We start from the raw sequence: 13815 nt of genomic DNA, 5'->3' as shown, positions 1-13815 counted from the left end.
GCCGGTCGTCCGCGACGGTTCGGCGCCCCGGTTCGTCCGGTCGCCCGAGGCCGTCCCGACGCACCCGGATGTCCGGCCGTCCGGCCGCCCGACGACCGGCGCTGGTCGAGACGATCGCGCAGGGTCTCCGCCCGCGACTGCCGGTAGCCCACCGGTGTCGGGAGCCGCAGCACACGGGCGAGCCGGCCCGGTGTTCCGGCGGTGAGCGCCGCGACCGCCTCCGGCTCGTGTCGTGCGGCGTTGGCCAGCAGGCCGAGCATTGCGAGCACGGTCAGGGTCGAGGTACCGCCGGCCGAGATGAGCGGCAGCTGGATACCGGTGACCGGCAGCAGGCCGATCACGTAGCCGATGTTGATGAACGCCTGCGCGAGGATCAGCACGGTGATGGTCGCCGTCATCAGGCGCAGGAACGGATCGGTGGAGCGGTGCGCGATACGGAACCCGATGTAGCCCAGCAGGACGAAGAGGAACACCACCAGCAGCCCGCCGAGAAGGCCGAGTTCCTCGCCGATGATGGCGAAGATGAAGTCGTTGTGCGCGTTGGGCAGATAGTTCCACTTGGCGCTCGACTGACCGAGGCCGACGCCGAACACTCCGCCGTTGGCCAGGGCATAGGTCGCCTGGCGCGCCTGGTAGCCGGCGCCCTGAGGATCGTCGATGCCGCCGAGGAAGCTCATCACGCGCTGCGACCGGTACCCCTCGGCGAGAGCGAGGATCACCGCGAGGACCACACCGGACACGGCGAACGCCGAGAAGACCTTGATCGGCAGACCAGCGAACCACAGCGCCGCGCCGACGATGATCGCGATGGTGATCGTCGTCGAGAGGTTCGGCTCGAGGATGATCAGCACGCAGACCAACATCGCGACCGGCACGAGTGGGATCAGGAGTTCCTTGATCGACGCGTTGTCGCGGCGTCGCGACGCCAGCAGGTGCGCACCCCAGATACACAGCGCGACCTTGACCAGCTCGGAGGGCTGCACCGACACACCGGCGACGATGAACCAGCGTCGCGCACCCTGGCTGAGCACGCCGATGCCGGGGATGAGCACCAGGCCCAGCAGCAGGATCGTGATGGCCATCGAGGGTGCGGCGAAGCGCCGGAGCAGGCGGATGGGGACCCGCAGCATCAGATAGAAGACGACGAGACCGAGCCCGGCGAAGATGACCTGCGTCGTGAAGAGCCCGTAGGCCGATCCCTCTTGCGAGTACCCCTCGACCGAGGACGCCGACAGGACCATCACCAGACCGAAGGCCGTCAGCATGAAGGTCATTGTGAGGACGAGCTGATATGACGCCAGGGGTCGGGCCAGGAGGTTGCGGACGGCATCGATGATCAGCGCCGGCAGCGAGGCGGTGACGGAGGCGGCGGTCGAGGCCGCCGCCGACACGTCCGCGCCCGGCCTCGACCGTGCCGACGCGCGCTCCGGCGCCTTGTTCCGGGCCGCGCCGGACGGGTTCTCGCCGTCGGTCACGTCGTCCATCGCATCGTCGAGGTCGCCGTCGTCCACCGCCGCGGCGTCGACCGCGGTCTTGTCGCTGCTCACGCGACTCACCGCGAGGACGAGGAGGTGCCGGCGATGTCCCGGGCGGCGTGCGCGAACGCGTCACCGCGCCGGCCGTAACCGGCGAACATGTCCAGCGAGGCCGCGGCGGGTGCGAGGAGCACCGCGTCGGGCGTCGGGTCACTCGCGGCGGCGAGCTCCCATGCCTCGGCGACCGCCCGGTCCATCACGGCGACGGCGGTGTCTGACTCCGAGGCTTCTGCCGACGGCGAGAATGGTGTCGACGAGAGGACGGGTTCGGCCTGACCCTGGCGATGCACGTTCACCGTGCCATCGTCCCCTGTGAATACTGTGACTGTTGGGACTTCTGGGGCGTGTCGCACGATCGCTTCGACGACCAGGTCACGATCCCGCCCGATGGCGACCACCCCGGCGAGCCGATCGCCGACCGCGGTGAGCATCCCGTCCATCGACGCACCCTTGAGCAGGCCGCCGGCGATCAGCACCACGCGGTCGTAGGCGGCGACCGCCGCCTGGGCGGCATGGGGGTTGGTGGCCTTCGAGTCGTCGACGAAGAGGACGCCGTCGCGGGTCGCCACGACCTCGCCGCGGTGGGCGGCCGGCCGGAAGTCGGTCAGCGCCGCCTCGACGGCGTCGCGCCCGACACCGATCGCGAGGGCGAGTGCGGATGCGGCGAGGGCATCGGAAACACCTGATGGACCGGCCGGATGCACGGCGCCGGCGGGCAGCAGGCGACCCGCACCGAAGGCGCGGTCGACGAGCCGGCCGTCCTCGACGCCCAGCTGACCGTCCTGTGGCGGGCCGAGAGTGAAGCCGACACGGCGTCCCGCGCCCGGCAGGCCCGACGCGACCGGGTCGTCGAGACCCACGACCGCGATGTCGCCGCACAGCGCGCCGGCCTTGGCGCTCGCGTAGGCGTCGAAGGTGCCGTGCCAGTCGAGGTGGTCCTCGGCGACGTTGAGCACCACCCCCGCGGCCGGGCGGACCGACGGCGCCCAGTGCAGCTGGAACGACGACAACTCGGCGCACAGCACGTCGACGCGGGGCGTCGCGCGCATGGCGTCGAGGACCGGCAGGCCGATGTTGCCGCATGCCGCACCGGCGCGGCCGGAACGCTCGACGATGTCGGCGAGCATCGAGGTGGTCGTGGTCTTTCCGTTGGTGCCGGTGACGACCAGCCAGGTGCGCGGCGCGCCGAGCAGGCCCGCGGCGTCGACACGCCAGGCCAGTTCGACCTCACCCCACACCGGTACGCCGCCCGCCGCGGCCTGACCGACGAGGTCGTGCGTGGGCGCGAACCCCGGTGACACGATCGCGACCGCGGCGTCAGCGGTCCACGACGGGTCCGCGAGCAGATCGGCGATCGCGACGGCCTCCGCACCCTGCGAGAGCAGATCCGCGACCCCGGCCACCGCACGCACGGCCGCTTCCCGGGCGGCGGTCTCGGCGGTCCGCGAGGCGAACCGGTCGTCGGCGAGCACGATGTGGACGTCGCGGGTCAACAGGTACCGGGCCGCGGACATGCCGGCGGTACCCGCCCCGCCGATCACCACGGTCCGGCCGGTCAGCCCCAGCGGGTCGGTGCCCGGCGTGGGGTTCTCGGCGGTGAGCGGATCAGCCATTGGTGGTCAGGAACTCTCCGTAGAACAGGGACAGTCCCAGCGCACAGGCGATGGCCGTGAGCAGCCAGAACCTGATGATCACCGTGGTCTCGGCCCATCCGCCGAGTTCGAAGTGGTGGTGGAAGGGCGCCATCCGGAAGACCCGGCGGCCGGTGGTGCGGAAGAAGGCGATCTGGATGACCACCGACATGATCTCCGCCACGAACAGCGCGCCGATGACGACCGCGAGGAGTTCGGTGCGGGTCGTGATGGACAGACCGGCGAGCATGCCGCCGAGCGCCAGCGAACCGGTGTCACCCATGAAGATCTTGGCCGGTGCGGCGTTCCACCACAGGAAGCCGAGGCACGCACCGCCGCCGGCGACCGCGATGATCGCGAGGTCGAGTGGGTCGCGGACCTGGTAGCACCCGGTCGGGATGTCGCTGGGCGGCTTGGCGCCGCCGGCGCACGCGTTGACGAACTGGAAGAACGTCACGAGGACATAGGACCCGAGGACCATCGCCATCGAACCGGCGGCCAGGCCGTCGAGTCCGTCGGTGAAGTTCACCGCGTTGGACCAGGCGGCGACCACCAGCCAGCAGAAAATCACGAAGACCACCGAGCCGAGGCCGATGGCGTTGATGTCTCGCACATAGCTGAGGTCGGTACTGGCCGGGGTGAGGCCGTAGTCGTTGCGGAACTGCAGCACGAGAATGCCGAACAGGATCGCGGCGATGAACTGCCCGATCGACTTGGCGGTCTTGTTCAGTCCCAGGTTGCGGTGCTTGCGGATCTTGATGATGTCGTCGAGGAAGCCGACGATGCCCAGCGCGGTCGCCAGTCCCAGCACGAGCAGACCCGACGCCGTGGGGCCGTTGCCGCCATCGGTGAACAGGCCGACCAGGTGCGAACCGAAGTAACCCGCCCACAGCGCGGCCAGGATCGCGACGCCGCCCATCGACGGTGTGCCGCGCTTGGTCTGATGGCTCTGGGGACCCTCGACCCGAATCTCCTGGCCGAATCCCTGACGGGAGAACACCTTGATGAGCACGGGGGTCAGCAGGATCGACACCGCGATCGCGATCGCACCCGCGAGAAGGATCTGGGTCACCGTGTTGCCCTCGTGTTCGCTCGTCCGTTCCGGGCCACGCTCTTCTCTCCGACTCTGTTCGATGTTCTCGGCCGGCACGCCCTGTCGCGCGCCCTCATGGTGCGGTCCCTTCGTCCGCGGGACCGCCGCTCGGCTCCTCGCGGATCTGCCATCCGCAGCTCGTACCCCAGGCGGTGATCACCGAGTCCAGGTCGGCGCTCGCAGCCGCGAGGAGAATGACATCACCGGCGGCGGGACGCCAATCCGGATCGGTGTCGACGAGCGCCGCGGCGTCCTCGACCGATTCGACGATGCGCGCCTCGTCACCCCAGGAACCCTCCATGACGGCGCCCTGGTGCAGGGCGCGTACCGATCGGGAATCGCCCACGCAGAGAGTCTTGTCGACGGCCAACCGCACGGCCAGACGTCCGAGGAGATCGTGTTCGACGACACGCTGATTCTCCGCGCTCCCCCCGGGGGTGGCGACCTCGGCGATGATCGCCCAGGTGCGCGGCCGATCCCCCGCGGCGTCGCCGCGCATCTCCACCGTGGTGCTGCCCCGTATCGCACCGGCGTGCTCGGCGAGCCGGCGGATGAGCAGACGTGCGTCGTCGACCGTCACCGGCGTATCCCCGCGGATCACCGTGACGAACGGTCCGGTCATCGATCACCCTCCGCGGCCACCGAGCCGGCGGGTGCGCTCTGCGGGGTCGACGATTCCAGCGCTCGGGCGACGACGTCGCGGTCGTCGAACGGATGCTTCACGCCGTTGATCTCCTGCCCTGCCTCGTGTCCCTTGCCCGCGACGAGCACGATGTCGCCGGGACCCGCCCAGGCGATCGCCTCGGCGATCGCGGCCGCGCGGTCGCCGACCTCGCGTATCGGTTCGGCAGCCACCGGACGTTCGGTGGCGTCGACCGCACGCGCGCCCGCGAGAACCTCGGACCGGATGGCGGCCGGCTCCTCCGACCTCGGATTGTCGTCGGTGACGATGACGAGTTCGGCACCGCGTGCCGCGGCCTCCCCCATCAACGGGCGCTTGCCCGCGTCACGGTCTCCGCCGGCACCGATCACGATGGCCACGCGACCGGGTCCCTCGCCGAGCTGACCCCGCAGGGTCGCCAGGACGGCCTCGACGGCGCCGGGTTTGTGGGCGTAGTCGACCAGCGCGAGGAACGGCTGTCCACGATCGACGCGCTGTAGGCGTCCCGGGACACTCACCGACGCGACCGCGTCGAGGGCGGTGGAGATCGGCACCCCCGCGGCATGCGCCACGGCGACGGCCAGCAGGCCGTTCGCCACGTTGTAGCGGCCCGGCAGCGGGATGACGAGAACGTGGTCGCCGTCGGGTTCGGTGAAGGGGGTGTGCGAGGTGCCGTCGCCGACGAGATCCGACGGGCCGGCATGCCAGTGTGCGGGCGTCGCACCGGTCGACACCGTCACCGGCTGCAGGTGCGCCGCCTCCCCCGGCCGACGCGCGAGATCGGCCATCCGCCGACCCCACTCGTCGTCGACGCACACCACGGCGCGCACCGCATGGGTGGGCGACGACGGCACGAACAGCTGCGCTTTGGCGTCGAAGTAGGCGCGCATCGTCCCGTGGAAGTCCAGATGATCCTGCGAGAGATTGGTGAAGGCCCCGATCGCGAAGTGGGCGCCGTCGACGCGTCCGAGCGACAGTGCGTGGCTGGACACCTCCATGACGACGACGTCGACGCCGTCCTCGAGCATCGCCGCCAGCAGGGCCTGCAGGGTGGGCGCCTCGGGGGTCGTCAGCGAACTGGGCTGGGCGACGCCGTTCACGCGGGTCTCGACGGTCCCGATGAGTCCCACCGAATGGCCGGCGGCGAGCAGGGCCGCCTCGACGAGGTACGACGTGGTGGTCTTGCCCGACGTGCCGGTGATCCCGATCAGCTTGAGCCGCTGCGAGGGATTGCCGTACACGCGGGCGCTCACCGTGCCGAGCACGGTCCGCGGGGCCGGGTGGATGAGCACCGCGACGGCGGTCTCGGGCGGCAGGACACGGCTGAGTTCGACCCGGCCGGCCGGGTCGGTGAGGATCGCGGTCGCACCCGCGGCGACCGCCTGGTCGGCGAAACGCGCACCGTGGGTGGCCGCTCCGGGCAATGCCGCGAACAGATCGCCCGGCTGCACGTCCTGGGCGCGCAGGGTCACGCCCTGCACGCTGGTGTCGCGGTCGGCGCCGCCGACGAGGTCGAGCCGGGCGCCGGTGGCCGTCGACAGGACGGTCGCCGACGTCGGCGCGACCTGACGCGGACGACCGGGGAGCTTCTTGCCCTTGCGCCTACCGGCCGGCCCCTTACCCGTGGAACCACGAGACGTCATGAGTTCGCCTCCTCGGTTCTTCCTGTCGGTGTACGTGCAGTCTGTCGGTCGGTGGTCGTGATCGGCGCAGAATTGCACTCACGATACCGACCGGGGATCGGCGATCGGGACGCGGTGCGCCGACCATGACGGTCGTGATCAGTTGGCAGTGAGGGTCAGCCTCGGCACCGGCGCGGAGAGCGGGACCTGGGCGCGTTGCAGCATCCACGACGCGATGGTCGAGAAGAGCGGACCGGCGGACTGTCCCCCGGAGCCGTCGGAGCTGCGCCGCGGGTTGTCGAGCATGATCCCGATGACGTAGCGGGGGGCGTCGGCCGGGGCGATCCCGGCGAACGTGATGTTGTACCGCGAGTTCGAGTAGCAGCCACAGGACGGATCGACCTGCTGGGCGGTGCCGGTCTTGCCGGAGACCTGATAACCGCTGACGGCGGCCTTGGTGCCGGTACCCATCTGCACGCCCATCGGATCGTCCTGCACGACCGAACGGAACATGTCGCGAACGGTCCGCGCGGTCTGCTCGCTGACGACCCGCACCGGCTCCGGACGGGCACGCCCCTCCCGGGTACTGCCATCGCGCTCCTCGGAGACGAGGATGCGCGGCGGGACGCGCAGACCGTCGTTGGCGATCGCCTGGTACATCGCGGTCATCTGCAGCAGCGTCATCGAAAGCCCCTGGCCGATGGGCAGATTCGCGAACGAACCGCCTGACCACTGACTCAGCGCGGGAACCTCTCCGGCACTCTCCGCCGGGAGTCCGACACCGGTGCGCTGGCCGAGTCCGAATCGCTTGAGCATGTCGGCGAAACGCTCCTCGCCGATCCGCTTCGCGAGCATGAGCGTGCCCACGTTCGACGACTTCCCGAAGATGCCGGTGGTCGTGTATGGCTCGACACCGTGCGGCCAGGCGTCCCGGACGGTGACACCGGACATCTGGATGCTGCCGGGCACCTGGTGGACGGTGTCCGGCCGGGTGAGGCCGTATTCGATGGCGGCTGAGGCCGCGACGAGCTTGTTGACCGAGCCGGGCTCGAACGGGGAGGTGACCGACGGGTTGCCGAGTTCGGCGTTCGGCTGATCCGACAGCGGCAGCGAGGCGTTGAACGTGCCGTCGTTGGCCATCGCCAGCACCTCGCCGGTCTTGGCGTCGAGCACCACCGCCGAGGCGGCGCGTGCACCGGAGGCCTGTTTGGCCTTGATGACCTGGCTCTGGACGAACCACTGGGTGTCGGAGTCCAGGGTCAGACGAACGGTGGAACCGTTGATCGCCGGGTGCACGTTGCGGGTGCTGCCCGGGATGATCGCGCCGTCCGATCCGCGGTCATAGGTACGGGAACCGTCGGTGCCGGAGAGGATCGCGTCGAGCGAGGCCTCGAGACCGATGAGGCCGTTGCCGTCGTAGTTGACATCGCCGACGACGTTGGCCGCCAGGGAACCTCCGGGGTAGAGCCGGATGCTCTCCGGGTCGGCGCCGACCTCCGGGAACTCCTCGGTGATGCGCTTGGCGACGTCCGGGCTGACCGCCCGCGCCAGGTACACGAAGGACTCGTCGCCGGTCACCTTCTCGAGCAGGTCCTCTTCGCTGATCGAGCCGCCGAGTGCGACCGACACGCCCTTCGCGATCTCTTTGAGCCGCTCGTCGACACCGGGCAGTTCGGCGTTCTTGCGGTGCTCCTCCTCGATCGACTTGCGAACCGCCTTGGGCAGGAACGTCAGTGAGCGGGCCTCGTCCGTATAGGCCAGCGGACGTCCGTTGCGATCGAGGATGGAACCCCGCTTGGCCGTGAGGACCTGGGTGTACTCGCGTTGCTGGGCGGCCTCGGCCGAGATGGACCCGGCCTGGACGGTGTGGACGACGATCATCTTGGCCGCCACCGCGAGGACCACGAGCAGCACGACGACACCGGCCACCCGCGTCCGGAAACCGAAGCTGTGCAATCCCCCGCCGTTGCGCGGGCCGCCGTTGCCCGGCCCGCGGCCACGCGGGCCGCCGGCGGCGCTCGATCCCCGGCCCGGACGAGGTCCCGGGCCAGACGGCCCGTGGCCCGGACGACGTCCCGGGCGAGACGGCCCGTGGCCGAGTCGCTCGAAGGTCGCACGTGTCATGGTCGTCAATTGTTCACCGCTTCAAGGTCGTGACAGGGATTTGGCATCGGCGGGTTGCAGATCGATGGGAGCACTGTGACAGCCCCCACGGCCGGCGAGCACCTCACGTACGGGGCACGACATTCGGTGCCGGGACCGGTGTCGAGGGCGACGGCTGAGGTGTTGTCCCCGGATCGGTCGACGTCGACGGACCCTCTCCCTGACCAGGTGTCGCCGATGGATTCGGTTGAGTCGGATCGGGTTGCGCCGGATTCGGTTGCGTCGGGCTCTGCTGAGCAGGCGGGTTTGGTGTGCCGGCGGCACCACCGCCGAGCCCGATCGAGTCGTCCACCTTGCGCGGATCGATGGTCTCGGTGGGGTCGGGCTTCGGCTCGGGGTTGAGATCGGCCATCGGCTTCCCCGATGCCGGTGCCGGCTTCCCGACGATACGGGGCCGTCGCGGGTCGTCGACGATCATCCGCGCCGGATTGTCCGCCGGGATCATGCCGAGACGCGTTGCCTCCCGGGACAGTTCGGGAGCAGAGTTGCCGGATTCGTAGCTTCGCTTCAGCGCATCCCGCTGATCGATGAGCGACTGGTTCTCCGTCCGCTCGATGCCGAGCTTGTAGGAGTCCTGCGCCGACTTGGTGGACAGCCACAGGCTCAGACCGAGACCCAGGACGAGCAACGCGATCACCGGGACCACGAAAGGTGTGTGCTGCAACCGTTCCCGGAACGAGACGCCGGACATCGACAGGCCACCACGGACCGCGCGGGGTGCGCTCGTACCGGCCGCCATGCGCTTGTGACGGCGATCCAGCGCACGCTGGGCCGCCCGCGAGCGGGTCGCCCGCTCGGATTCGATGCGCGCCCTCCGCGACCGCCGGGTGTCGCGTTCCTCCTCGGAACGTCCGGTGTCGGAACGCCTGCCGCCGGAACGTCCGGAGCCGGGACGATTGGGGGCCTCGTGCAGGATCGTCATGATCAGCCCTTCTTCTCGACTCTTTCGACCGCCCGGACTCGCACCGGTGCCGATCGCGGATTGGTGGTCAGTTCTTCGTCGTCGGGACGCTCGGCGCCGCGGGTCACGAGGCGGAACTCCGCGGCGGTTCCCGGCAACTCGACGGGCAGACCGGGCGGCGAGGTCGAGGTCGTGCGAGCCGCGAACTCCCGCTTCACGATTCGGTCCTCGAGCGACTGGTAGCTCATCACCGCGACGCGTCCGCCGACCGTGAGCACGGAGAGTGCCGTCGGCAACGCCTCGCGGAGGACGTCGAGCTCGTGGTTGACCTCGATGCGCAACGCCTGGAAGGTCCGCTTCGCCGGGTGACCACCCGTGCGCCGCGTCGCCGCCGGAATGGTGGCGTAGAGCAGTTCGACGAGGCGTGCGCTGGTGGTGAACGGTTCCTTCTCCCGCTCGCGCAGCACCGCCGAGGCGATCTTGCCGGCGAAGCGCTCCTCCCCGTACTCGGAGAGGACCCGGGCCAATTCGCCGTGACTGTAGGTGTTGAGCACGTCCGCTGCGGTGAGCGGGTCGTCGGGGTTCATCCGCATGTCCAGCGGGGCATCCACCGAGTACGCGAATCCCCGGCCGGCCTGGTCGAGTTGCATCGACGAGACACCGAGGTCGAACAGGGCGGCATCGATGGATTCCTCACCGGCCTCGTCGAGGACATCGGCGATCTCGTGGAAGGTGGCCTGGTGCAGCGAAATCCGGTCCGCGTGCGGTTCGAGCCTGCGTCGCGCGATCTCCAGGGCCGAGGCGTCGCGGTCGATGCCGACGAGGTGCACGTTCGGGAACGTGTTCAGGATGAGTTCGCTGTGTCCGCCGGCCCCGAGCGTCGCATCGAGGAACACGCGTCGGTCTTCGGATTCCAGTGCCGGGGTGAGCAATTCGACGATGCGCCGGCCCATGACCGGGATGTGGCCGAACTCGCCGGAGCGGCGAGTGTCGTCACCAGTGTCATCCACGGAGGGCCCCCATCGGCGTGTCGGCCATGTCGGTCGGCAGAGTCGGCGTTTCGGTGCGAAAGGACTTGTCGGAGGAGTGTCATGTCGCGGACGGTGGACTCTCGCCTCGTGCCGCGCCCGGATGGAGCGAGGTCCCGACCCGATCACGCACCTGGCGTTGGGGAAGTACGCCAGGGTCGGACCGGATCGGGGCCTCGTGCCACCCGAAGCCCGTGCACCGCTTCCGCCTCGTCCCCTCTCGGCTACAAGACCGCGTTCAGCGCGGCCGAGTTCGCCGCCGAGAAGTTCTCCTCGTGCTGCGACTGGTACTCGTCCCATGCGGCCGAATCCCAGATCTCGAGGTGATCGAAGCTGCCGAACACCACGCATTCCTTGGACAGTCCCGCGTAGACGCGATGGTCGGAGGACAGGCTGATCCTGCCCTGGCCGTCCGGTCGCTGTTCTTCCGAACCGGCGAAGAACGTCCGCTGAAACGCACGCAGGTCAGGGTCGTTGCGTGACGCCTCGACGATCCTCGCCGCGATCGCGTCGAACTCTTCGGTCCGGTACACCGACAAGCTGTGGTCTTGGCCTTTGGTGACCACTACCCCTCCTGCCAATGCGTCGCGGAACTTGGCGGGCAACGTGAGTCGCCCCTTGTCGTCCAATTTCGGCGTGTAGGTGCCGACAAATCGCACGGACATGTCGACACCTCCTGCCCCTGGGTTCCACGCTCCGGATCGCCTCACCCAGTGATGCCACAGTACCCCACTTTCCTCCACTTTCCACCCCAGAGGCCCACACCAGCTCCCACGATCAGCAAACTCGCAGTTCAGGCCCGCAAAACATCTGGAGCTACCTGCGTGTCCTCGGCTATCCGCGCCCGCTGTACGTCGGTCAAGCGTGTGACAGACGCGTTTGATGAGGCGCCAGATACCCATGCGACCTGCGTCTCCGCGCCGGTGGGGCAAGGTGGGGTGCCCAGGTGGGGGAAAGTGGGGCCTCCCTGTGGGGGAAGGTGGGGAACCCCGGTTGGAGGAAGGGGCCGGGAGTGGGTCACGGCGGGGAGAGCCGAGGGAAGGGCAGACAAAAAAGCCGCGCACCCCGTGGGGTGCGCGGCTCTTCTACGAGTTGAGGCCGTCAGGCAGGCAGGAAACCTACTCCTGCTCGAACCGACGGTTGAACCGTTCTTCCATCCGCTCCGACAGCTTGCGCTTGGAGCCCGATGACCCGGACTGTTTCTTGCCTCCCCCGCGCGGCGAGGACGTCGCGGAGTCGCCGAGGTCGTCACCCCAGAGGGCGAAGAGGCCGGCACCGAACATCACCAGGAAACCCAGGAGGCTGACGATCGGAAATCCGCCGATGTCGATCTTGACGATGAGACCGCCGACGAGCATCACGAGGCCGACGACGAAGATCGCCACCGCCTGTAGGCGACGACGACCACTCGACTTGCCCAGCCGACGACGCTTGACACTGGACGCAAACTTGGGGTCTTCCGCGTACAGAGCGCTCTCGATCTGTTCGAGCATGCGTTGCTCGTGCTCCGAAAGTGGCACCGACCCTCCTTCTCCCTGATCCGCGACGCCGACGACGGTCAACCACGACCAGTGAGGCGTCTGCGCCTTATTCTCCCATGATACGAGGTGAAATCTGCCGCGACCACCATTACTCGCTGTTGCAGCCTCGGATGCACATACCGGTACGACAACGGAACGCCGAAAGTGTGTCCAGCCTCACGCTGTTCGCCCGATTTGGGGGTCCTCTGTCCCGAATTTGCCTTGCTCGTAAGCGATGACCAGGGTCTCGACCCGACGAAGGAAGTCGAGGACGAGGAGTCGCATGCCGGCGACACTGTCGGGGTCGAGCGTTCGGATGATCCCCGACTCGATCTTCATCCGCACGGGCGACAGCGCGGCGAAGCGCGCCGCCAGCGGCGCGAGTTCAGGGGCGACCACACCAATCCGGGTCCAGGCGTTCGACGTCTTACGGCGAGCGGGACCGATCGGTTCACCGATCGCGAGAGCGGCTCCGGCGGCACGGAGCGCGGCAAGATAGAACTGACGGAATCGCTCGGCGTCGTCCTCGACCCCGTCGGCGTTGTCGAGAAGGAGATGTGCGCGCTGGAGGAGGTCGCGCGCACGTCCGACCATCACCGGGTCGACGGGGGCGGACCGGCGGGATGTGGGCCGACCGGGCATGGCATCCTCCTCACTCGCGGATGACGGTGTCCGGTGGCAGACGCTTCCCTCGTCCGCCACCGGACCGTCATGTCGTCGGGATGAACGCGAACAGCTTGCGGAGGCACATTCATCGAACACCCGTTCGACACGTTCAATATAGCTAGCGGCACGCGTCTCTTCAAGGCGTGGGTCCGCGACCCGCACCCTTCTACAACACCGAGTCCCGCGACCCGATTCCGCCGAGTCCGCCGCACCGAGAGGACAGTCACACCAGATGGTCGGAGAACGCTTGGCCGGGTCGGTGCGGGCCCGCACGGCGAGCCGGAAGACGACCCGCCGGTGACCGTCCGCCTGGTGAACCTCGGTGGTCAGGACTCCCGCGTGTGGCTGGAGCCCGCGCTCGACGTCTACGTGACCGCGATGGGATACCCCCGTGGGACCGAGGTGCACCGAGCCGCCCTCTGGCGCGAGCACATCGCCCGGCCGGGCTGGCGCGCGATCGGCGCGGTCGCCACGCTGCCCCCGCACGAGGCGCAGGCGATGCCGACCGCCCGGCGTCGGGTCGGAACGCCCGTCGGCACAGGTCCCGACGACGTTCTCGTGGGCATCGCCTACGGGTACACGGGGGCGACCGGCCAGTGGTGGAATCAGCAACTCCGGCTCGGGTTGCGGCAGACCGGGCGCTCGCCCGCGGAGATCGAGATGATCGCCCGCGACTACTTCGAGCTGACCGAACTGCACGTACACCCGACCGCACAGGGACGCGGCATCGGCCAGTTGCTGCTCGCACGCCTACTCGCCGACCGGCCCGAACGCCACGTCCTGCTGTCGACCCCGGAGATCCCGGCCGAGCAGAACCGCGCGTGGTCGCTGTACCGGCGGATGGGGTTCTCCGACGTGCTCCGGCATTTCACGTTCACCGGCGACCCGCGGCCGTTCGCATTCCTGGGTCGTCCGCTCCCCCTGGATCTCCGACCGCCGTCGGCCGGTCCAGCACGACCCGGAGGATAGAGGACATGGCACACCCGGAAACGATC

The 13815-nt window shown here is 69.1% G+C and carries 12 protein-coding genes; 1 reads left to right on the top strand and 11 read right to left on the bottom strand.

The window, feature by feature from the left end; translation table 11 throughout:
- The 11 genes from ftsW to GOAMI_RS03400 form a co-directional block, all read right to left on the bottom strand.
- Nucleotides 1–1556 (bottom strand): putative lipid II flippase FtsW (gene ftsW / locus GOAMI_RS03450; protein WP_006434998.1); only part of this gene is annotated, 1556 nt, incomplete at its 3' end.
- Complete coding sequence (murD, locus tag GOAMI_RS03445) at nucleotides 1553–3148, bottom strand: UDP-N-acetylmuramoyl-L-alanine--D-glutamate ligase (protein ID WP_006434997.1); 1596 nt, start codon at nucleotides 3146–3148, stop codon at nucleotides 1553–1555. The genes ftsW and murD, both read right to left, overlap by 4 nt.
- The gene (gene mraY, locus GOAMI_RS03440) at nucleotides 3141–4238 is read right to left on the bottom strand and encodes a phospho-N-acetylmuramoyl-pentapeptide-transferase (protein WP_006434996.1); all 1098 of its coding nucleotides are present in this window, start codon (nucleotides 4236–4238) and stop codon (nucleotides 3141–3143) included. The genes murD and mraY overlap by 8 nt, the downstream gene beginning before the upstream one ends.
- A 94-nt stretch (nucleotides 4239–4332) precedes the next feature.
- Entirely contained in the window at nucleotides 4333–4881 is a 549-nt protein-coding gene (locus GOAMI_RS03435) for a UDP-N-acetylmuramoyl-tripeptide--D-alanyl-D-alanine ligase (RefSeq protein ID WP_006434995.1), read from the bottom strand.
- Nucleotides 4878–6563 carry a UDP-N-acetylmuramoyl-L-alanyl-D-glutamate--2,6-diaminopimelate ligase gene (locus GOAMI_RS03430; RefSeq protein WP_006434994.1) on the bottom strand — a complete coding sequence of 562 codons (1686 nt, stop codon included), beginning with the start codon at nucleotides 6561–6563 and terminating at the stop codon, nucleotides 4878–4880. Before GOAMI_RS03430 ends, GOAMI_RS03435 begins: the two co-directional genes overlap by 4 nt.
- A gap of 138 nt (nucleotides 6564–6701) precedes the next feature.
- On the bottom strand, nucleotides 6702–8666 hold the full coding sequence (locus tag GOAMI_RS03425; protein WP_006434993.1) for a peptidoglycan D,D-transpeptidase FtsI family protein: 1965 nt from the start codon (nucleotides 8664–8666) through the stop codon (nucleotides 6702–6704).
- 103 nt (nucleotides 8667–8769) lie between these two features.
- Complete coding sequence (gene ftsL, locus GOAMI_RS03420) at nucleotides 8770–9627, bottom strand: cell division protein FtsL (RefSeq protein WP_006434992.1); 858 nt, start codon at nucleotides 9625–9627, stop codon at nucleotides 8770–8772.
- A gap of 2 nt (nucleotides 9628–9629) precedes the next feature.
- On the bottom strand, nucleotides 9630–10616 hold the full coding sequence (gene rsmH / locus GOAMI_RS03415) for a 16S rRNA (cytosine(1402)-N(4))-methyltransferase RsmH (RefSeq protein WP_006434991.1): 987 nt from the start codon (nucleotides 10614–10616) through the stop codon (nucleotides 9630–9632).
- Nucleotides 10617–10858: 242 nt separating this feature from the next.
- The gene (gene mraZ / locus GOAMI_RS03410; RefSeq protein WP_006434990.1) at nucleotides 10859–11299 is read right to left on the bottom strand and encodes a division/cell wall cluster transcriptional repressor MraZ; all 441 of its coding nucleotides are present in this window, start codon (nucleotides 11297–11299) and stop codon (nucleotides 10859–10861) included.
- Nucleotides 11300–11752: 453 nt separating this feature from the next.
- Nucleotides 11753–12154: an SCO2097 family morphological protein gene (locus tag GOAMI_RS03405; RefSeq protein ID WP_006434989.1), complete on the bottom strand. Its 402-nt coding sequence runs from the start codon at nucleotides 12152–12154 to the stop codon at nucleotides 11753–11755.
- A gap of 177 nt (nucleotides 12155–12331) precedes the next feature.
- On the bottom strand, nucleotides 12332–12796 hold the full coding sequence (locus GOAMI_RS03400) for an SAV_6107 family HEPN domain-containing protein (RefSeq protein WP_006434988.1): 465 nt from the start codon (nucleotides 12794–12796) through the stop codon (nucleotides 12332–12334).
- A gap of 321 nt (nucleotides 12797–13117) precedes the next feature.
- On the opposite strand from GOAMI_RS03400, the gene GOAMI_RS03395 reads away from it, so the two are divergent.
- Complete coding sequence (locus tag GOAMI_RS03395; RefSeq protein ID WP_006434987.1) at nucleotides 13118–13789, top strand: GNAT family N-acetyltransferase; 672 nt, start codon at nucleotides 13118–13120, stop codon at nucleotides 13787–13789.
- Nucleotides 13790–13815 lie beyond the last annotated feature (26 nt).

Origin of the sequence: Gordonia amicalis NBRC 100051 = JCM 11271 (assembly GCF_000332995.1) — a bacterium.
Lineage (GTDB): Bacteria > Actinomycetota > Actinomycetes > Mycobacteriales > Mycobacteriaceae > Gordonia > Gordonia amicalis.
The sequence above is the reverse complement of the archived record's forward strand: the minus strand, read 5'-3'. Positions and strand labels throughout refer to the sequence as shown.